The sequence below is a fragment of the Nocardia sp. XZ_19_231 genome, from assembly GCF_015355705.1.
GTDB lineage: Bacteria > Actinomycetota > Actinomycetes > Mycobacteriales > Mycobacteriaceae > Nocardia > Nocardia salmonicida.
Window position 1 is genome coordinate 255,077 of the sequence record NZ_JACUZI010000006.1, and the last position, 19,434, is coordinate 274,510.

General features: G+C 67.3%; 16 protein-coding genes. 10 read left to right on the forward strand and 6 right to left on the reverse strand.

Features of this window, described 5'->3' with window-relative positions; all coding sequences use genetic code 11:
* Positions 1–339 precede the first annotated feature (339 nt).
* The 6 genes from IBJ82_RS26375 to IBJ82_RS26400 all read left to right on the forward strand — a co-directional run bounded on the left by IBJ82_RS26375 (position 340) and on the right by IBJ82_RS26400 (position 7,477).
* Positions 340–2,124: a nitrite/sulfite reductase gene (locus tag IBJ82_RS26375; protein WP_194828673.1), complete on the forward strand. Its 1,785-nt coding sequence runs from the start codon at positions 340–342 to the stop codon at positions 2,122–2,124.
* A 44-nt stretch (positions 2,125–2,168) separates the two neighbouring features.
* Positions 2,169–2,864: a phosphoadenylyl-sulfate reductase gene (locus IBJ82_RS26380; RefSeq protein WP_194828782.1), complete on the forward strand. Its 696-nt coding sequence runs from the start codon at positions 2,169–2,171 to the stop codon at positions 2,862–2,864.
* The gene (gene cysD, locus IBJ82_RS26385) at positions 2,843–3,820 is read left to right on the forward strand and encodes a sulfate adenylyltransferase subunit CysD (protein WP_228537684.1); all 978 of its coding nucleotides are present in this window, start codon (positions 2,843–2,845) and stop codon (positions 3,818–3,820) included. The genes IBJ82_RS26380 and cysD overlap by 22 nt, the downstream gene beginning before the upstream one ends.
* 115 nt (positions 3,821–3,935) lie before the next feature.
* Positions 3,936–5,231 carry a sulfate adenylyltransferase subunit 1 gene (locus tag IBJ82_RS26390; protein WP_194828674.1) on the forward strand — a complete coding sequence of 432 codons (1,296 nt, stop codon included), beginning with the start codon at positions 3,936–3,938 and terminating at the stop codon, positions 5,229–5,231.
* The gene (locus IBJ82_RS26395) at positions 5,231–6,163 is read left to right on the forward strand and encodes a sirohydrochlorin chelatase (protein ID WP_194828675.1); all 933 of its coding nucleotides are present in this window, start codon (positions 5,231–5,233) and stop codon (positions 6,161–6,163) included. The genes IBJ82_RS26390 and IBJ82_RS26395 overlap by 1 nt, the downstream gene beginning before the upstream one ends.
* 318 nt (positions 6,164–6,481) lie before the next feature.
* Positions 6,482–7,477 carry a hypothetical protein gene (locus IBJ82_RS26400; protein ID WP_194828676.1) on the forward strand — a complete coding sequence of 332 codons (996 nt, stop codon included), beginning with the start codon at positions 6,482–6,484 and terminating at the stop codon, positions 7,475–7,477.
* Between the two features lie 342 nt (positions 7,478–7,819).
* Here IBJ82_RS26400 and IBJ82_RS26405 read toward each other — a convergent pair whose 3' ends face one another.
* Positions 7,820–8,443, reverse strand: coding sequence for a TetR/AcrR family transcriptional regulator (locus IBJ82_RS26405; protein ID WP_194828677.1), 624 nt, complete (start codon positions 8,441–8,443; stop codon positions 7,820–7,822).
* Positions 8,444–8,546: 103 nt separating this feature from the next.
* Between IBJ82_RS26405 and IBJ82_RS26410 the strand changes: the two genes are divergently transcribed.
* Together IBJ82_RS26410 and IBJ82_RS26415 are read left to right on the forward strand one after the other, a co-directional pair.
* Positions 8,547–9,965 carry an MFS transporter gene (locus IBJ82_RS26410; RefSeq protein WP_194828678.1) on the forward strand — a complete coding sequence of 473 codons (1,419 nt, stop codon included), beginning with the start codon at positions 8,547–8,549 and terminating at the stop codon, positions 9,963–9,965.
* Positions 9,966–9,979: 14 nt separating this feature from the next.
* Positions 9,980–10,675: an SGNH/GDSL hydrolase family protein gene (locus IBJ82_RS26415; RefSeq protein WP_194828679.1), complete on the forward strand. Its 696-nt coding sequence runs from the start codon at positions 9,980–9,982 to the stop codon at positions 10,673–10,675.
* 21 nt (positions 10,676–10,696) lie between these two features.
* Here the strand turns inward: IBJ82_RS26415 and IBJ82_RS26420 are convergent, their stop codons facing one another.
* Positions 10,697–11,635 (reverse strand): YafY family protein, encoded by a 939-nt coding sequence (locus tag IBJ82_RS26420; RefSeq protein ID WP_194828680.1) that lies wholly within the window; start codon positions 11,633–11,635, stop codon positions 10,697–10,699.
* Positions 11,636–11,729: 94 nt separating this feature from the next.
* Between IBJ82_RS26420 and IBJ82_RS26425 the strand changes: the two genes are divergently transcribed.
* The gene (locus tag IBJ82_RS26425) at positions 11,730–12,128 is read left to right on the forward strand and encodes a VOC family protein (RefSeq protein ID WP_194828681.1); all 399 of its coding nucleotides are present in this window, start codon (positions 11,730–11,732) and stop codon (positions 12,126–12,128) included.
* 4 nt (positions 12,129–12,132) lie between these two features.
* Here IBJ82_RS26425 and IBJ82_RS26430 read toward each other — a convergent pair whose 3' ends face one another.
* Both IBJ82_RS26430 and IBJ82_RS26435 read right to left on the reverse strand, forming a co-directional pair.
* Positions 12,133–12,930 (reverse strand): HAD family hydrolase, encoded by a 798-nt coding sequence (locus IBJ82_RS26430; RefSeq protein WP_370585489.1) that lies wholly within the window; start codon positions 12,928–12,930, stop codon positions 12,133–12,135.
* A 181-nt stretch (positions 12,931–13,111) separates the two neighbouring features.
* A complete protein-coding gene (locus IBJ82_RS26435; RefSeq protein WP_194828682.1) occupies positions 13,112–15,358 on the reverse strand; it encodes an Hsp70 family protein in 2,247 nt (748 codons plus the stop codon).
* Between the two features lie 525 nt (positions 15,359–15,883).
* On the opposite strand from IBJ82_RS26435, the gene IBJ82_RS26440 reads away from it, so the two are divergent.
* The gene (locus IBJ82_RS26440; protein WP_194828683.1) at positions 15,884–16,645 is read left to right on the forward strand and encodes an SDR family NAD(P)-dependent oxidoreductase; all 762 of its coding nucleotides are present in this window, start codon (positions 15,884–15,886) and stop codon (positions 16,643–16,645) included.
* A gap of 61 nt (positions 16,646–16,706) precedes the next feature.
* Here IBJ82_RS26440 and IBJ82_RS26445 read toward each other — a convergent pair whose 3' ends face one another.
* Complete coding sequence (locus IBJ82_RS26445; protein WP_194828684.1) at positions 16,707–18,293, reverse strand: FAD-dependent oxidoreductase; 1,587 nt, start codon at positions 18,291–18,293, stop codon at positions 16,707–16,709.
* 12 nt (positions 18,294–18,305) lie between these two features.
* Complete coding sequence (locus tag IBJ82_RS26450) at positions 18,306–19,319, reverse strand: diiron oxygenase (RefSeq protein WP_370585490.1); 1,014 nt, start codon at positions 19,317–19,319, stop codon at positions 18,306–18,308.
* Positions 19,320–19,434 lie beyond the last annotated feature (115 nt).

A 19,434-nucleotide genomic window follows, 5' to 3' on the forward strand; every position in this document is an offset into this window, starting at 1 on the left:
GCGGGCTATGACCCCCGTCACAGAACAGGACGCCCGTCCAGGGAATTTCCCCCAAAAGTGCGGGAAATATCTCCTTGCTGTCGGAACGACCAGGCTGACGTGGCACAATAGGCACATGCACGCAACTGGAGTACGACTCGTGGCCCGTCGCCACGTCGACTTCCAGCGTGTCTGTAGCGCCTGTTGTCGGCCCGGTTTCCACCGGTAGCGCAGCGGCGTCCACGCCCGGGTCATCCCCCGGTGCCTTCGACTTTCATCGGCCCGCTGACCGCCTGACGCGAGCCAGCCCCTCGCGCCTTCAGCACGGATGTCCAACCACCCCGCAGGAGCGACCCCACCATGACGTCGAGCACCGACGCCGGTTCGACCGAACAGTCGACGGCGCAGGCCCGCACTGAGCGTTCAGCTGCCCAGCGCCCGGCCCGCCCGAGCACCGATGCCCCGGTCGCACCGCGCGCCCGCACCGGAAAGCCGGTCCGCCGCCGCTCCGAAGGCCAGTGGGCCCTCGGTTACCGCGAGCCCCTGAACCCGAACGAACAGTCCAAGAAGGACGACAACCCGCTCAATGTGCGCGCGCGCATCGAGAACATCTACGCCAAGGGCGGCTTCGACTCGATCGACAAGGCCGACCTGCGTGGCCGTTTCCGCTGGTGGGGTCTCTACACCCAGCGTGAAGAGGGCTACGACGGCACCTTCACCGACGACGACAACATCGACCTGCTCGAAGCCAAGTACTTCATGATGCGGGTGCGTTGCGACGCGGGCGCCCTCAGCGCCGCCCAGTTGCGCACCGTCGGACAGATCTCCACCGAGTTCGGCCGCGACACCGCCGATCTGTCCGACCGCGAGAACGTCCAGTACCACTGGATCCAGGTCGAGAACGTCCCGGAGATCTGGCGTCGGCTCGAGTCGGTCGGTCTGCACACCACCGAAGCGTGCGGCGACTGCCCGCGTGTGATCCTCGGTTCGCCGCTGGCCGGTGAGTCGCTCGACGAGATCATCGACCCGACCCCGGCGATCGACGAGATCGTCAAGCGCTACATCGGGAAGAAGGAGTACTCCAACCTTCCCCGCAAGTTCAAGACCGCGATCTCGGGCCAGCAGGACGTGGTGCACGAGATCAACGACATCGCCTTCGTCGGCGTGAACCATCCCGAGCACGGCCCCGGTCTGGATCTGTGGGTCGGTGGCGGTTTGTCGACCAACCCGATGCTGGCCCAGCGCGTCGGTGCGTTCGTGCCGCTCGACGAGGTGCCCGATGTGTGGGAAGCGGTCGTCGCGCTTTACCGCGACTACGGCTACCGCCGCCTGCGTACCAAGGCCCGGCTGAAGTTCCTGATCAAGGACTGGGGCATCGAGAAGTTCCGTCAGGTCCTCGAGGACGAGTACCTGAAGCGCAAGCTCATCGACGGCCCCGCCCCCGAGCAGCCTGCCAAGCCGATCGACCACGTCGGTGTGCAGAAGCTGCGCAACGGCCTGAACTCCGTGGGGTTCTCCCCCATCGCCGGTCGCGTCTCGGGCACCATCCTGAGCAAGGTCGCCGACGCGGCCGAGAAGTACGGCTCCGACCGCATCCGCTTCACCCCGTACCAGAAGCTGATCGTCCTCGACATCGCCGACGACCAGGTCGACGCGCTGATCGACGAGCTCGAACCACTCGGTCTGCAGGCCCGTCCCTCGGTCTGGCGTCGAAACCTGCTGGCGTGCAGCGGCATCGAGTTCTGCAAGCTCTCCTTCGTCGAGACCCGCAAGCGTTCGCAGGTGCTCGCACCGGAGCTCGAGCAGCGCCTCGCCGATATCAATGCCGAACTCGATGTGCCGATCACCATCAACATCAACGGCTGCCCGAACTCGTGCGGCCGGTCCCAGATCGCCGATATCGGCTTCAAGGGCCAGCTCGTCGACGACGGCACCGGGAATCAGGTGGAGGGTTTCCAGGTTCATCTCGGTGGCAGCCTCGGCCTGGACAGCGCGTTCGGTCGGAAGTTGCGTCAGCACAAGGTGACCAGCGTCGAGCTCGGCGACTACATCGATCGCGTCGTCCGCAACTTCGTCAAGAACCGGGAATCCGGGGAACGCTTCGCGGTGTGGGCTGTACGCGCCGACGAGGCCGACCTCCGATAGTCGATGAGGAGACCCCCACTGTGACAACGAATCTCGCGGCGAAGATGTCCGAAGAAGAACTGCGTACGCTCGCCGAGCAGGGCGCGGCCGAGCTGGGCCCCGATGCCTCGCCCGCCGACCTGATCGCCTGGACCGACCGCAACTTCGGCAACGGCTACATCGTCGCCTCGAACATGCAGGACGGTGTGCTGGTCCACCTGGCCGCGCAGACCCGCCCCGGCGTGGACGTGCTGTTCCTCGACACCGGCTATCACTTCGCCGAGACCATGGGCACCCGCGACGCGGTCGAGGCCGTGTACGGAGTGAACGTGGTGAACGTGCGGCCCGAGGCCAGCGTCGCCGAGCAGGACGCGCTGCTGGGCAAGGATCTGTTCGCCCGTGACGCCGCCGAGTGCTGCCGGCTGCGCAAGGTCGTCCCGCTGAAGAGGTCGCTGAGCGGCTACAACGCGTGGATCACCGGCATCCGCCGCGTCGAGGCGCCCACCCGCGCCAACGCGCCGCTGATCTCGTTCGACGAAGGTTTCGGCCTGGTGAAGATCAACCCGATCGCACCGTGGTCCGACGACGAGATGCAGGCCTACATCGAGGCCAACGGCATTCTCGTCAATCCCCTGGTGGAGGAGGGTTACCCGTCCATCGGCTGCGCACCGTGCACGCGCAAGCCCGAGCCGGGATCCGATCCGCGCAGCGGCCGTTGGGCCGGTATCGCCAAGACCGAATGCGGATTGCACCAATCATGACCATCACCACCACTGGGAGTGAGCCTGTGAGTACCAACACCACCGAACGCGAACTCGGCCTGACCGAGTTCGACACCCTCGCGGCGCTGGAATCCGAGGCGATCCACATCTTCCGTGAGGTCGCGGGCGAATTCGAGCGCCCTGTGATCCTGTTCTCCGGCGGCAAGGACTCCACCGTCCTGCTGCACCTGGCACTCAAGGCCTTCTGGCCCGCGCCGCTGCCGTTCACGCTGCTGCACGTGGACACCGGGCACAACCTCGACGAGGTGCTCGAGTTCCGCGACAAGGTGGTCGAGCGCTACGGCCTTCGCCTGCACGTCGCCTCGGTCGAGGAGTACCTCGCCGACGGCCGCCTGACCGAACGCCCCGACGGCATCCGCAACCCGTTGCAGACCGTGCCGCTGCTCGACGCCATCACCGAGCACCGTTTCGACGCGGTCTTCGGCGGCGGGCGCCGCGACGAGGAGCGTTCGCGCGCCAAGGAGCGGATCTTCTCGCTGCGCAACGCCTTCGGCCAGTGGGACCCGAAGCGTCAGCGGCCCGAGCTGTGGAACCTCTACAACGGCAAGCACGCCGCGGGTGAGCACGTGCGCGTGTTCCCGCTGAGCAACTGGACCGAGCTCGACATTTGGCGCTACATCGCCCGCGAGGACATCGACCTGGCTTCGATCTACTACGCGCACGAGCGTCCGGTGTACTCGCGTGACGGCATGTGGATGACCCCCGGCGTGTGGGGCGGCCCGAACGAGAACGAGGTCCTGGAAACCCGTTCGGTGCGCTACCGCACCGTCGGCGACGGTTCCACCACCGGCGCCATCATCTCCGACGCCGCCGACAACCAGGCCATTCTGGCCGAGGTCGCGGCGTCCCGACTGACCGAACGCGGTGCCACCCGCGGCGACGACCGTGTGTCCGAAGCCGCCATGGAAGACCGCAAGCGCGAAGGCTATTTCTGATGCGTTCCGATCTACTCACCAGACCGAACGCGGTGCACAGTGCCCGACTCGGGGCGAGCGACGACAGCGTGTCGGAAGCCGCCATGGAAGACCGCAAGCGAGAGGGTTATTTCTGATGTCCGACCTATTGAGGCTGGCCACCGCCGGTTCTGTCGACGATGGTAAGTCCACCCTGGTCGGACGCCTTCTCTACGACACGAAGTCCGTGCTGGCCGATCAGATCGACGCCGTCACGCGCGCCTCGGTCGACCGTGGGCTGTCCACGCCTGATCTGTCGCTGCTCGTCGACGGCCTGCGCGCCGAGCGCGAGCAGGGCATCACCATCGATGTGGCGTACCGCTACTTCGCTACGCCCAAGCGGTCTTTCGTGCTCGCCGATACCCCGGGGCACGTGCAGTACACGCGCAACACAGTCTCGGGCGCGTCCACCGCGCAGCTGGTGATTCTGCTGACCGACGCCCGCAAGGGTGTCATCGAGCAGACCCGTCGCCACGCCGCCGTGCTGGCGCTGCTCGGTGTGCCGCGTCTGGTGCTCGCGGTGAACAAGATCGACCTCGTCGACAACCCGGCCGAGGTATTCGCCGAGATCTCCGCCGAGTTCAACGATCTCACCTCCAAGCTGGGCTGGGCCACCGAAGACGTCATCGAGATCCCGGTCTCGGCGCTGCACGGCGACAATATCGCCAGCCGCTCCGAGAACACCCCGTACTACGATGGCCCCTCGCTGATCGAGCACCTGGAATCGGTTCCGGTGGACGCGGATTCGACCGGCACGCACGCGCTGGGTCTGCGTTTCCCCGTGCAGTACGTGATCCGCCCGCGCACCGCCGAGTACCCCGATTACCGGGGCTACGCGGGTCAGATCGCGGCGGGTTCGGTCTCGCCCGGTGACGAGATCGTGGTGCTGCCCTCGGGCAAGAAGACCACCGTCGAGCGCATCGACACCCCCGACGGCGAACTGGCCGTGGCACAGGTCGGACGCAGCGTGACGCTGATCCTGGCCGACGAGGTCGACATCTCGCGTGGCGACATCATCGCCTCGGCGCACGACGCGCCGGAGCCGATCGACACCTTCGACGCGACCGTGTGCTGGCTCGGCGACAAGGGTCTGCGTCCCGGCGCCCGGCTGCTGCTCAAGCACGGCGCCAAGACCACGCAGGCCATCGTCGGCGCGCTCGTGGAGCGGTTCGACGAGCAGACGCTGACCGCGCAGCCGAGCCCGGAGTCGTTGGAGCTCAACGACATCGGTCGTGTCTCGCTGCGGCTGGCCGAGCCGATCCCGGCCGACGACTACCGCACCAACCGGCACACCGGGTCGTTCCTGCTGATCGACCCCGCCGGTGGCAACACCCTCGCGGCCGGCCTGGTCGGCGACGTGCTGGCTTCGGTCGAGGTCGGTACCGCGGTCTGATGTATCGCCTGTCCGCCCCGCCGCGTGGTGCCGTTTCGGTGCCACGCGGCGCAGGCGGGCCCGCGTTGATCGCGGTCGCCCACGGCAGCCGTGATCCGCGTTCGGCGGCGACCATGGCCGCCGTGGTCACCGAAGTCGCCGCCGCCCGGCCCGATACCCCGGTTCGGCTGGCTTTCCTCGATCTCAGCGCCCCTTCGGTGGACGAGGTGGTCGATGACCTCGCCGCGCAGGGGCACACCGACGTGATCGTCGTTCCCCTCCTACTGGGCAGTGCTTTTCACGCGCGTGTCGACCTCCCGGCCCTACTGGCCGATGCCACCCGTCGGCACCCCCGGCTACAACTCACCCAGGCACCTGTACTCGGCCCCGATCCGCTGCTCATCTCGGCACTCGCCGATCGGGTCGCAACGGCGTGGCGGCTCCCGTCACTTACTGCCCCGGCGGCGACGAATTCGCAACCGTCGGCGCAGCTGTCAGCGGACCATGGCTCGACGGCGACCACACTTCACGCCTCGGTGGGACCATCGTGGCTCGCGCCACTGAGCGTGGTGACTCCGGCGACCGGACCGATAGGTAGCCCTTCGCTGGGGATCGCCGTCGCCGCTGTCGGATCGCGCGATGCCGCGGCCAATCGGCGGACCGCCGTCGTGGCGCGCCGACTGGCGGCCGTCACCGGCTGCCCCACCGAAATATGCTTCGCGACAGTCGAACCCGGCCTCGCTCCCACCCTGGATCAACTGCGCGCCCGCGGTGCGGAACGCATTGTCGTCGCGCCGTGGTTCTTGGCGCCGGGGCTGCTGACCGATCGGCTGGCCGCCGCCGCGCCCGAGGTCGTGCATGCCGACGTCATCGGCGCGCACACCGCGCTGGTCGACGTGATCTGGACCCGTTACGACGACGGCGTCGCCGCCGATCTCGAACTCTCCGCCTGATTCCGGCGCGATCCCGGCTGCCGACTTCCCCACCAGTCGTAGCCCGACCTGCGATCTACGCCGGCCGGACTCGCGGAGGCGAGTGCAAGGCCATCCAGGTCCTCACCGCGACCCGCGCCGCCCCTCTGATGGACACCGTCGGCAGCAGGGCCACACGTACCGAGATCGTCATCCGCAGAGCAGCTGGTAGCACGGCATATCTATAGCCCGAGCGTTCGACACTCCAGTGCCGCAGCTCACACGCCTCCACCCCTGTACTTAATACCCCCCAGGGGTATAGTTCAAGTCAACGCACAGCGAACTGAGAGAGGCGAAACGATGACCACCAACGCCCACGCCGGACACCCGGACCACGCCGCTACCGCAGCCGAGCCCGCACACGGCGATCACCTGAACCACACCGCTCACGGAACCCCTGCCGACAACCACGACCACGGACGACATGCGGCCGCCGAGCAAACCGCGCCCACGCACACGACCGCCCACGCAGACCACGGTCCGGCCACGCACACCACCGGCCACGCCGAACACAGTGGCGCGCACGCAGGACATGCTGCCGGGCACGATGCGGGTTCACCCGGCGGACTGCAGATCACGCAGGACGGATACACGCTCGATCTCGATACCGCGATCGCCGAACCGGGCAGGATCGACTTCCGGTTTCGGATCCTCGGACCGGATGGATCGGCCGTGACCGAGTTCGACACGATTCACGATCGAGAACTGCACCTGATCGTGGCGCGACGGGAGTTGACCGGGTTCTGGCACGTGCATCCGCAGCGGGAAGCGGACGGCACCTGGGTGATCCAGCTGGAACTGCCGGAGGCGGGGGCCTACCGGGTGTTCACCGATATCGCCCCGCGGGCACTCGGCCGGACGATCACGATCGGCGCGGACCTGGCCATCGCGGGACACTATGCGCCGCAACCTGTTCCAGCGGTAGCTCGCGCCACCGAGGTCGACGGCTACGAGGTGACGGTAGACGGCGAGTTGCGCGCCGAAGGCGATCTGTTGACGCTCACCGTGCGCAAGAACGGCGAGCCGGTAACCGATCTACAGCCCTACCTGGCGGCTTTCGGACACCTCGTCATCCTTCGCGCGGGAGACCTCGCCTACGTCCACGTGCACCCCAACGGCGAACCCGGCGACGGCGTCACCCCTTCGGGCCCCGAAATCACCTTCCACACAGCAGTTCCCGGCCCGGGCACCTATCGACTGTTCCTCGATTTCGAACACGACGACGTCGTCCGCACCGCCGCCTTCACTCTCACCACCGCTCCACAGCACACCCCCGAACACAGCCACCACCAGTGATCCCGGCCGTGCCCACGCACCACACGGCCTCATCACACGGAGCACAGACGGCGCCGCTACCCTCACCGGTGGCGGCGCTGTTCCGTTCCGCCTCCCCGTCGGAACAGTGTCATCTCCGCTGCGGCCCGGCCACCCTGGAATTCCCAGCCATCACCATCGCAGAACTCCGCGCCGCGTATTCCGGCCGGAATCAGGCGCTACTTCGGCAACACGGGCGAGCTCGCCAGTTCCCGGCGAGTGGCCCATACTTCCGGAATCACTGACCGAAGCGAGTCGACGAAGCAGCGTTTCTCGTCGCGACAGAGCTGAATACGCGCGCCAACAGACCGCGAGAGCGCCGGGCTAGGTCCCACTCGGCACGTGCGACAGCAGGCGGGTCGCGATGGTACGGGCCACCTCGACGCGGGCCGAATCGCCGGTCTGGCGGGCGATATTGGCGGCGCTCACGATCGCGTCGAGCTCGAAGACCAGCAGATCAGGGCTGACGTCGGCGAGTTCGTTCATGGCTTGGGCCTTGCGGACCTCGTCGGCAAGGAAGGACAACCAGCCGTCGTGGTCGGCGACGACGGCGTCGCGCACGGGGCCGGGCTTGCTGCTGAATTCGGTGAGGGTGGCCACCCGGAAGCAGCCGCCGGGGAAGGGGGGATTCTCGATGTGGGCGAACCAGTTGTCGACCATCGCGCGAACCCGGGCTCCGCCGCGCGGGGTGCGCAGGCCGGGGGTGATGACTCGCTCGATGAAGATGTCGCGGCCCGCCTGGACAGCGGCGAGTTGCAGGGCTTCCTTGGTGCCGAAGAGGGTGGCGATGCCGCTCTTGCTGATGCCCAGATCGGTGGCGAGCCGGCCGATGCTGAGGCCATCGAGGCCTTCGACGGAAGCGAGTTCCGCGGCGCGGCGGGCGATGGTGGCGCGGGCGCGGGCGCCCTTGGCCAACCGCTGGTCGCTCGGTTCCGTCAGCTGGGTCATAGGAATCATTGTTCCACCGCGGGGTTGCAAAGGCGAACGATCGGTCGTACTTTTATTTACGAACGATCGTACGTTCTTATTTCTCTCCCTCGAAGGACTCCGCATGACCGACGTGTCAGCTCGGCCCGAAGATCCGCTCAACACCATGACTCCCGACTCCAGCGCCGCGGGCCGCACCCTCGCAGTGGCCGCGGGTGCCGCATTCATCGCCTTCCTCGATCTCTCGGTCGTCAATATCGCGTTCCCGACGATCGCCCTGAGTTATCCCGGCACCTCCACCGGCACGCTGACCTGGATCGTCAGCGGCTACGCGATCGCGTTCGCCGCACTACTCACCCCGGCCGGTCGCATCGCCGACGCCCTCGGCCGGCGGCGTCTGTTCGCCCTGGCACTGGCCGGATTCGCCGTCACCTCACTGCTGTGTGGACTCGCGCCCGGCGCGGACTGGCTCATCGCGGGACGAGTTCTGCAGGGCATCACGGCGGCATTCATGGTGCCCGCGGCACTCGGACTTGTCCTGGAGGCCACGCCTCGGGCAAAGATCGGTGCCGCCATCGGCGCTTGGTCGGCGGCCGGCGGGTTCGCGGCGGTGGTCGGTCCGGCGCTCGGTGGGGCGTTGGTCGAGGTGTTCGGCTGGCGTGCGGTCTTCCTGATCAACGTGCCGATCGCGGTGGCGTTGATCGTGCCGGGGCTGCGGCTGCCCGGCGGCGACAAGGCGGCGGGCGAGACGGCGCTGCCCGATCCGCTCGGCACGCTCGCCATCGCGATCGGACTCGGCGCGATCGTGGCCGCCGTCACCGAAGGGCAGTCATGGGGTTGGACCGCGCCCGGCACGCTCGTCGCCTTGCTCGGCGGTACCGCGTTGACGGTGTTCGCGCTGGTTCGCTCGCGTCGCCATGCCAACCCCGCGGTCGCCGTCCAGCTCTGGCGTGAGCGGCAATTCGCGCTCGCGAACGCGGGTTCGTTCCTGTTCGGCGCCTCGATGTTCGCGTGGCTGCTGGCCGGGCCGCTCTTCCTCAACGCGATCTGGGGCTACTCCGTACTCGAGTCGGCGGCGGCGCTGACCGTCGGCGCCGTGGCATCGATGGTGACCGCCGTTGTCACCGGGCGGATCACGACACCGCGTGGCCAACGGTGGGTGGGAGTGCTCGGTGGACTGATGTCGACGGCCGCGCTGGCCTGGATGAGCACCGACGCCTTCGGGCCCGAACCCGCGCTGTGGACGGCGTGGATTCCCGCCGGCGTGCTCGGCGGCGGCGGTATCGGCATCGTCGTGACGGTGCTCGGCACAGCGGCGGCGAATTCTGTTCCACCGCAGCAGTTCGCGACGGGCATCGGGATGAATCTCACCGCTCGCCAGGTGGGCGGCGCGCTCGGTATCGCCGTACTGGCGGCGATCTTCTCGGCGACCTCCGACGACCCACTCAGTGGTTTCCACATCCTGTTCGCCGTGTGCGCGGGGATCAATATCGCCGTCGCCGTGGTACTCGCCTTGCCCGCACAGGCCCGTTCGACCAACTGAACCAGGAGATCGACATGTTTTCCAGCACATCACTATCCGTCGAGTTCACCGTCGAGGCCGAGGACCCACTGGTGCCGGCGCCGGAGCAGATCACCGCACTCCTCGCGGGGGCACCGTGGCAGCGTTTCGCGGTGCTCGGCGATTCCATCGCCGCGGGGACCGGGGATCGGAGCCCCGGTTACGCCCCGACCGGCTGGGCCGACCGGGTCGCGGCGAACCTCGCCTCGGTGAATCCCACACTGGCCTACCGCAATACGGGACGTATCGGTGCGACCAGCGGCCAGATCATCGACCGGCAGCTGTCCGAAATCCTGGATTTCGCGCCGGATCTCGTGCATGTCAGCTGCGGCGGCAACGATCTGTTCACGGCAGGCGGCAATGTCGATCAGCTGCGGGAGAATCTGTCGACGATCCTCACCGCGCTGGCTGCCACCGGGGCGCAGCTGTCGATTTTCACGACGGCCGACGTGTGGGACGTCGAACGGATGGCACCGATGCGACCCATGCGGTCACAGATGATGGTGCTCAACGAGGTGCTGCGGGCGATGGCCGACGAATTCGATGCGGTACTCACCGACTTCTGGACGCATCCACTGCGGTCGCGACCCGGGTTGATGAGCGACGATCTCATCCACTTCACCACGAGCGGGCACGCGGTCGTGGCCGGCGAGGTGGCCAGGTCGCTGGCCGCGCGCATCGACAGGGCGTAGTGGATGCACTGCGCAGGACACTCACCTGTTGTCGCGCACCAATCGAGTGCCGAGTGCTACCAGTTCTGATCTGACCTCGGCGGGGCCGACGACCTCGATGTCCCCGCCCCAGCCCGCCAGTTGACGGGCGAGCATTTTCGCGGTGTCGGCGGTGATCTGCGCTCGCACCCGGCCGTCCGGGGTCGGGCCGAGCAGGGTGCAGTTGCGACCCTGTTGGTCGGCCAGGACAGGGGCGAGACCGGCGGAGACGAGGACCGTCGCGGCGACGGCGGCGCGACGGCCCTCCATCCGCTCGACAATCTGCGACCACTGCGCCTGTAGATCGAAATCCGCAGGCCGGTCCGCTGTTTCATCGAGGGTGACCACCTCCACGACACGGTCCAGCCGGAAGGTGCGCTGCCCACGGTCGGTGCCCGCGACGAGGTACCAGACCGTTTCCTTCTCGACCAGGCCCCATGGATCGATCGTGCGGACCGTGCGTTCACCCTTGCGCAGATACTCGATGCGGACGCGGCGGCGATCTACCACCGCCCGTTGCACAGTCTCGAGCACCGCGGGTGCTTGCGGGTCAGGGCGCCCCCAGCGGGCCGGATCGACGACAACGGCGTCGGCCGCGGCGGCCGCATCGGCACGGAAGGTGTGTGGGAGGGCCCGAACCAATTTGCGCAGCGCCGACTTCAGTTCGGGCGCGGCCTGGGCCGCCGGACCCGCGAGCAGGAACAGCGCCCTGGTCTCCCCCGCCGTGAGTCCGGACAGGTCTGTGCGTGCGCCGCCGATCAGCGACCAACCACCCCCGCGACCCGATTGCGGGTAGACCGGGATGCCCGCGGCCGACAAGGCCTCCAGGTCACGCCGGGCCGTCGCCACCGAGACTTCGAGCTCGGCGGCGACCTGGGCGGCTGTCACCCGCCCGCGCGCCTGCATCAACAACAGGGTCGCTACCAATCTATCGGCTCGCATACTCGGCAATTCTGCCGAACAAAGTGCTCATTTGGTGAGCACTTTGCCTGGCAAAGTCGTTTTCACACCGAAGCGACAACCGAATGGAGCAGACATGCTGCGCGGAATGGCCACCACCACCTACTACGCCGACGACCTCACCGCTGCCAAGGACTGGTACAGCGAATTCCTCGGCATCGCGCCGTATTACGAGGTTCCCGGTGGGTACTACGAGTTCCGGCTCGGACCGTTGCAGGCCGAGCTGGGAATCATCAACCGCGCGTACGCCCCGGCGGGCGCGCGCAATGCGCCGGGCGGGGGTGGGGTGGTGTTCTGGCAGGTCGATGATCTCGCGGCCACCCTCGCCCGGTTGCTCGAGCTGGGCGCCACCGAGTACGAGCCGATCACCGAACGTGGGGAGGGCACGGGCTTCGTGACCGCGGCGGTACTCGATCCGTTCGGCAATGTGCTCGGGATCATGGCCAACCCGCACTTCGTGGCGATGACGACCTAGGAACTCAGACGAACCAGCGTTCGAGGACGGTGGCGACACCGTCCTCGCTGACGTGTCCGGTCACTTCGTCGGCCAGGGCCAGCACGGCATCGGGCGATCCGGCCATGGCGACGGAATGTGCTGCCCAGCGCAGCATCTCGCGGTCGTTGAAGCCGTCGCCGATGGCCAACGTCGCCTCGGCCTCGATGCCGAGAAGGAGCCGAAGTTGTTCCAGCGCCCAGCCTTTGGACACGCCACGGCGGGAGACGGTGAGCCATGGGCCGTACTCACCGTGCACCCAGGACGCGTCGGGAATGTCGAAGGTTTGCAGCAGGCGCAGCATTTCATCGGGGCTGCCGTCGGGCCACCAGCCGTTGAGGCGCGGCGTCGGCACACTGGCGAGCTCGCGGTGGTCGACGAGTTGGAAGTCGCCGATCGAGAACTCCCCCGGCCCGTGCCCGGTCGCCCAGATCCCGATGCCGACCCGTTCCGCGGCGAAGACCATCTCCGGGAACAACGCGCGCAGAGCGAGCACCGCCGGTCCCGGATCGAAGGATTGGATCGCGACCGGCTCGCCGCGCGCCACGTCGATGTGCACGGCACCGTTGGAACACAACGCATGCCCCTCGGCGAGCCCGAGCTCGCTCAGCACCGGGCGCGTGGTGAGCAGGGTTCGCCCGGTGGTGACCACCACATGCGCCCCCGCCGACACCGCCGCACGCACGGCCGCCCCCACCCGCGCGCTGATCTCGAACCCTGTTGCCAGCAGAGTCCCATCCACATCGAGCGCGATCAGCTTCGGCGCTCCCCCGACTTCAGCCACCGTCCTATTGTGCCCGCCCCCACCGACACCCACCGCCGTTTCACCGTCGTGACGATGCGGACAACCGCTGTAGCACTGTCAGCCTCTGGTCAACCCGAGACCTCGGACTGCCTGGCAGTGACGCACCGAACGCCAGCATGTTCCGTCGTGGCAATACTGCTGTGCCAGCGTGGCCGGTTGGTCAGCGGCGAGAACCGCCGCCGCCGCCACCGCCACCGCCACCACCTGCGGAGCCGCCCGAAGACGCTCCACCTTTGGAGCCACCCGAGGAGGCACCACCAGACGAGGCACCGCTCGAGGAGGCACCACCCGACGCACCGCCTGACGATGCACCGGCGGAGGACGTACCGCCGGAGGACGCACCACTGTCCGATCCACCACCGGACACACCGCCGCCCGAGGCGCCACCACCGGACGCACCACCACTCGAGGCACCACCACCTGAAGCACCGCCACCCGACGCACCACCATCCGACGCACCACCGGAGGCACCGCCACCGGGGGCACCACCCCCCGATGCACCGCCGTCGGCTCCACCGCCGGACGCGCCACCGCCCCCGGCACCACCTGATGTGCCCCCACCGGAGGCACCGCCATCGGATTCGCCGCCGGACGCACCGCCACCGGTCGAAGCACCGCCACCGGCAGCGCCGCCGGAAGAATCTGTGCCGCCGGTGGTTCCACCGCCGGTCGAGCCTCCTGCGACACCGCCGTCAGTGGTTCCGCCGGTCGTCGCTTCTCCCGAGGTGCTTCCGCCCGATCCACCAGGATCGGAAGCTGGTGTACCGGTACCCGTTCCACCCGTCGACGCAGATCCTCCGACTTCGACGGAGGCACCACCCGTACTCGGTGTCGATGTCCCGCCGGTCGATGCGGACGTGCCGTCCGTCGGAGCGGTCCCCGGCGCAGGCGCGGTACCGGCCGCCGGAGCAGTGCCAGGGTCTGTCGCACCGGGTGCGGTAGGAGTGCCCGGGGATTCCGGCGTGCCGGGGGGCGAGATCGGCCCGCTGTGGGGAAGTTCGGGCGTGCCGGGTTCGGTCGGGGTGTTCTGGGGTTGGGCGGCCTGGTGGCCGAAGGGTAAGGGGTTGATGAAGCGGGCCGGGTCGCCGTACGTGGTGCGGGCCAGGACCGGCGACTTGCAGTCGTTGCGGACGTTTTGATGGCCGAGACCGCTACGGTCGGCGCCGCTACCGTTGTGCGCGCCGGGACGTGACTTACCGCCGGGTGCCGTCGCGGGGGCGATGAAGTTCTCGTAGGCGCTGCGGGCCGCGGCCACGCTCGCGACCTGGATGCGACCGGTGAACGGGTCGACCTCGCTGACCAGGCCCGCGGTTCGAGCGGCGAGGAGGTCGGCACTCATGTCGTAGAGCAGCGCGTCGACCGGGGCGCCGAGAACGGGGAACCGTTCGAGAACCGGCATCAGGCCGGGATCGAAGGGGCTGCCGAACACCGTCATCGCCGACATGGCTAGCGCGGAAACGACTGCCGCGCTGGAGAACACCGCGACCTGCGGCACCGGACCACCGCTCTGCTGCTCGGGCGCGAAGGTGCGAGCCGCCAAACCCGCTGCGCCCGAGGCGATCACCTGGCCGGGATCGGCCACGGTGACCAGCGGAACGCCGAGTTCGGCGAGGGTGCGGGCGACTTCGGGTGGGCGCGAGGCCCCGCCGACGACGAGGATGCGAGACAGGTCGGCCAGCCGCAGACCCGCCGCGGCGACGCTCTTACTGACCAGCGGAAAGGTGTCGCGGATGTGTTCGGCCCGCAGCGCGTCGATGTTCACCATGGAGGTGAGGGTCTGGGTCGCACGGCCGAGCCCTGGTGCGCCCGCGTAACGGGCGACCATCTCACCGAGCGGCTTGCCCCCGAAATCGGTGGACCGCGTGGGGGTTCCGACCATCGGGTGGTGCGGCCAGTCGGGACCGACACGCAACACCGTGAGGTCGAGACTGGTGGCACCCAGGTCGTAGACGAGCACGAAGCCCGGCTCCAAGGGACCGCGATCGATCTCCAACCATTCCGCGGCGGCGACCGGTTCGGGCACCAGCAGGACCTCACCGGCACCCGCGAGATGCAGCGCCTGGCCGAGTAGCGAGACCTGCTTGTCGGTATAGACCGCCGGATAGGTCAAGACGATCCCGGCCGGTGTCTCGGCCAGCTCGATCAGACCGGTGACCACCGCGGCGATCAGGTTGGTCGCCGAGTAGAACCGCCCACCCATCACCATCGGCTCCGGCTCACGGGTCAAATCCGCGAAATCTGTGATCGCCGAGGCGAATTCGTTGATTGCGCCGATGCGAGGCTTGCCCGCGTCGTCGAATGTCAGTGCGGTGCGTCGTGTGCGCACCGCAGGTTTGGCCGGATCATCGGCGACTACCGCCGAAATCGCATTGACCGCACCGATACTCAAGCCCAGACCTCTGGTCATGTTTTTGCTATCCCGTCAACGCACCGTGACCACGTCCAGCACGCGAGCGCACCATGTGGCCGCGGTCGTCTTCCAAACAGCTCGCCTAGATTAACTGGCACGTCCGCGAATTGCTGCCAGATTGATACGGAATCCGCAACCATGCGCCACCACAAGATCATTCGTGCAGGTGGGATGGTTGAAGGTTGAATATCCACCCCCCTGAACGCTTCACCAGCGATGCGCAGACTCCGAGAGGCAGCTACCTGCGAGTAATCGGACAGAGCGCCCAATAAATACATTCCCAAGGTTTGTTATCCCGGCCAATAAGCACACTTACCGACCGGTAACCAATTCATTTACTACCGGCATGATTTCCCTGACGGCGAATCACATTCCCCCATATCGGAATAGACCCATTAGTTGGTGACACGTCAACGCAGCGACCGATTCCCGCCAGCACGGCCCATCGCACCCCGGTTGACTGAAAGAGCGGACAGATACCGACCGTTTCTTCGAAACACCAAGGGAAAGCAGGCACTACGCATGTCCACTCGATTCGCCGACCAGGTCGTACTCATCACCGGCGCCGGCTCCGGCATCGGCAAGGCGGTCGCACTGCGGGTCGCGTCCGAAGGTGCGGCCGTAGTCCTCGGCTCTCGCGGCAAGGACCAGGGCGAGCGGGTCGCCGAGCAGATCAGGGCGACCGGCGGACGCGCGCTGTTCGTCGCGACCGATGTCACCGTCGACGCCGACGCCGAACGACTCACCCAGGCCGCGCTCACCGAGTACGGCCGCCTCGACGCGGCCTTCAACAACGCGGGCGCGGTGAATGCCTTCGGGCCGATCGACGAGATCGACGACGCCTCTTGGCGCGCCGACATGGATCTGAACCTCGACGGCGTCTTCTACGGTCTGCGCCACCAGGTTCCGGCCATCACCGCCTCCGGCGGCGGCGCGATCCTGAACAACGCCTCCAACCTGGGCGTGGTCGGGATGGCACAGGTGGCGCCGTATGTGGCGGCCAAGCACGCCGTTGTCGGACTGACGAAGTCGGTGGCGCTCGAGACCGCGGCGACGGGCGTGCGGGTCAACGCACTGGTCTCCGGCGCGGTCGACACCCCGGCGTTCCGCGCGTCGATGGGCGCGACCCCGGAGGGCGAGGCGGCCATCGCGGCGCTGCACCCGCTGGGGCGGATCGCACAGCCCGACGAGATCGCGGCGCTGTGCGCGTTCCTGCTCAGCCGCGAGGCATCGTTCGTCACCGGCGCGGCCATCGCCGCGGACGGCGGCTTCACCGCGCAGTAGAAATACCGAAGGCCCGCAACGTCACTGGTAGACGCTGCGGGCCTTCGGTTTTCAGGTGTAATCAGGTGCGAGCGAACAGTCGCCTCACCGAGCGCTCGCGCGGCACCGCGGCACCACCGGCGACCGCCTGCGGGCGACGGGCGCGCACGAGTCGGTCGAACTCCTGCGCGTCACGAGTGGGCTCGCGCAGCGTGCCACCGTTGAAATCATCGGCGAGCTGCTGCACGGTCTCCTGCGCACACGACTTGTTGGTACCGATGAAGCCGGTCGGGCCGCGCTTGATCCAGCCGGTCACATAGGTGCCGGGGAAGATCTCGCCACCGGGCGCGGTGAGCACCCGGCCCGCGTCGTTCGGGATCACCGCGCGGGCGTCGTCGAACGGCAGATCCGCGGTCGGCACGCCTCGGTAACCCACCGAGGTGAGCACGACACCTGCCTCGAGGAGCGCGGTATCGCCGGTCGGCCTGGCGGCCACGCGACCTTCGGCGTCGGTGACGAGCTCGTTGCGCTCCACCCGCACCCCGGTCACCGTGTCGGTGCCGACGATCTCCACCGGCGAGGACAGGTAGCGGAACACGATGCGCTTGCGCGCACCGAACGGGCGATTCGCGACGCTGTGCAGCAGGCGCAGCTTCTGCTCGACCTTGTAGGGCAGATCGGACGTGACGGCGGGCAATTCACCCTCGATCGCGATGTCGATATCGGCGGCCAGCAGACCGACGAACTCGGGCACCGTGAACGCCGACTCCGCCGGACCACGACGGCCGAGGATCACGACCTCTTCGATCTTGCTCTCGCGCAATGCCTTCAGCGCGTACGGGGCGATATCGGTGTCGGCGAGCAGGGCCGGATCGACGGTCAGGATGCGGGCGACGTCGAGGGCGACGTTGCCGTTACCGACGATGACGACCCGCTTCTGGTCCAGATCGAAACGGTCGTCGGCGTGGTCGGGATGGCCGTTGTACCAGGCGACGAAGTCGGTGGCCGACACATTGCCCGCCAGACCCTCGCCCGGGATGTCGAGCTTGCGATCCGAGGACGCACCGACGGCGTAGATCACACCGTGGAAGTGCTCGAGCAACTCGGCATGGCTGATGTGCTTGCCGATCTCGACATCGAGGTAGGTACCGAAGTCGTCCTGCTTCGACATGATGTCGAACAGATCCGCGACCTTGCGGGTGTGCTTGTGATCGGGCGCGACGCCGAGGCGGGCCAGACCGTAGGCCTGCGGCAGGCGATCGAACATCGTGACCGCGACGCCGGGCTGGGTGAGCAGCTCGTCGGCGGCGTACATCGCCGACGGGCCCGACCCCACGATGGCGACACGCAGCGGGGAGCGCTGGGTGTCGATCGCGGGCGGCATCACCGGTGCGGCCAACGTCGGCCGGTCCCGCTGCACGCGGTAGAAGTCGGCGTTGATCTCGATGAACGGCTTCTGTTCGTCGGTCAGCTTCTTCGACGAGGTGATGGCATCGACGGGGCATGCGGTGGCACAGGCACCACAGTCCACGCAGGCCGCCGGATCGACGTACAGCATTTCCGCGGTACGGAAATCCGGCTCATCCGGGGTGGGATGAATGCAGTTGACCGGGCATGCGTAGACGCACGAGGCATCACTACAGCATGACTGGGTGACAACGTATGGCATCGATCTACCGTCTCAGGCAGCGTGCTTCGCGGAGCGCTTGGGCTCCGAGCGGTACCGGCTGGACGGGCCATCGATCCCGAGCAGCTTCCACACCCTGCGCGCGACCGGATTCATCAACCCGATCTCCTCGGCCAACGCACGCACATCGACGTAATAGTCGGCGAAGGTCCGCTTGGCTTCCTTGGAACCGTAGAACAGGTCCTTACGGACCTCGGCGGGCATGTCGAACTGCTTGAAGAACGACTTCGGCGGCGTCGCGATGGCACGGCCGAGGACGAACATCACGATCGGCATCGCGATCGAGAGCACAGCCTTGTTCAACGCGGGCTGGGCAGGCACGTTCTTCTTCAGGAACTCGTGAGCGAAGGAGATATGGCGAGCTTCCTCGGCCACATGGATCGCCATCACACCACGCATGATCGGGTGGATATCGTCACCCGAGCGCAGGATGTCCTTCTGGATATGGTCGATCGGCTCCTCGCCGGCGAGCACGGCCATGAAGAAGAAGTTCGGCAACAACGCACCGGCCGGGGCGGCCAGGTGACGCAGCTGACGCACCAGCGGGTTCATGCCCGGCACGTCGGCGACACGGTTCACCATCTCCTGGAACATCAGCGTGTGGTTGTGCTCTTCGATCATCTCGTGCGAGCAGTACCGGAACTCCGGGTCGTTGTTCTTCAGGTTGAAGATGTGCTGCATCATGCCGATGATCAGAATGGCCTCGAACTGCAGGCCGACCTTGGCGACGTTGGCCTGACGGACCTTGCCGATCTCGATCTTCTGATCCAGCGGCAACGCCTGGTACCAGGGGTGGCGACCGATGGGGTCAGCCGAGGTCACCAGGACCCAACGCTCGGGCTTGCAGTTCGGGTCGAAGTCGGGGGCGTCCCAGTCGATGTCCTCGAACGGGTCGAAGTGGCGATCGACCGATGCCTCGGACAGCATCAGCAACTTCTCGGCGTACGCCTGAGCCTCGGTGACTACAGGATCGACGTCAGGGGTGGTGGGCGCAGACATCGTCGTCACTGCCTCTCCTCTAGGGACGTTTACTGTTTCCAATGGTTACACCTACAGCGAGTCACGTCAACTCCGTGCATTGCCGGATTTTGCGTGTTCGGTGCGCCGAAAGCCCTGTTGAGAA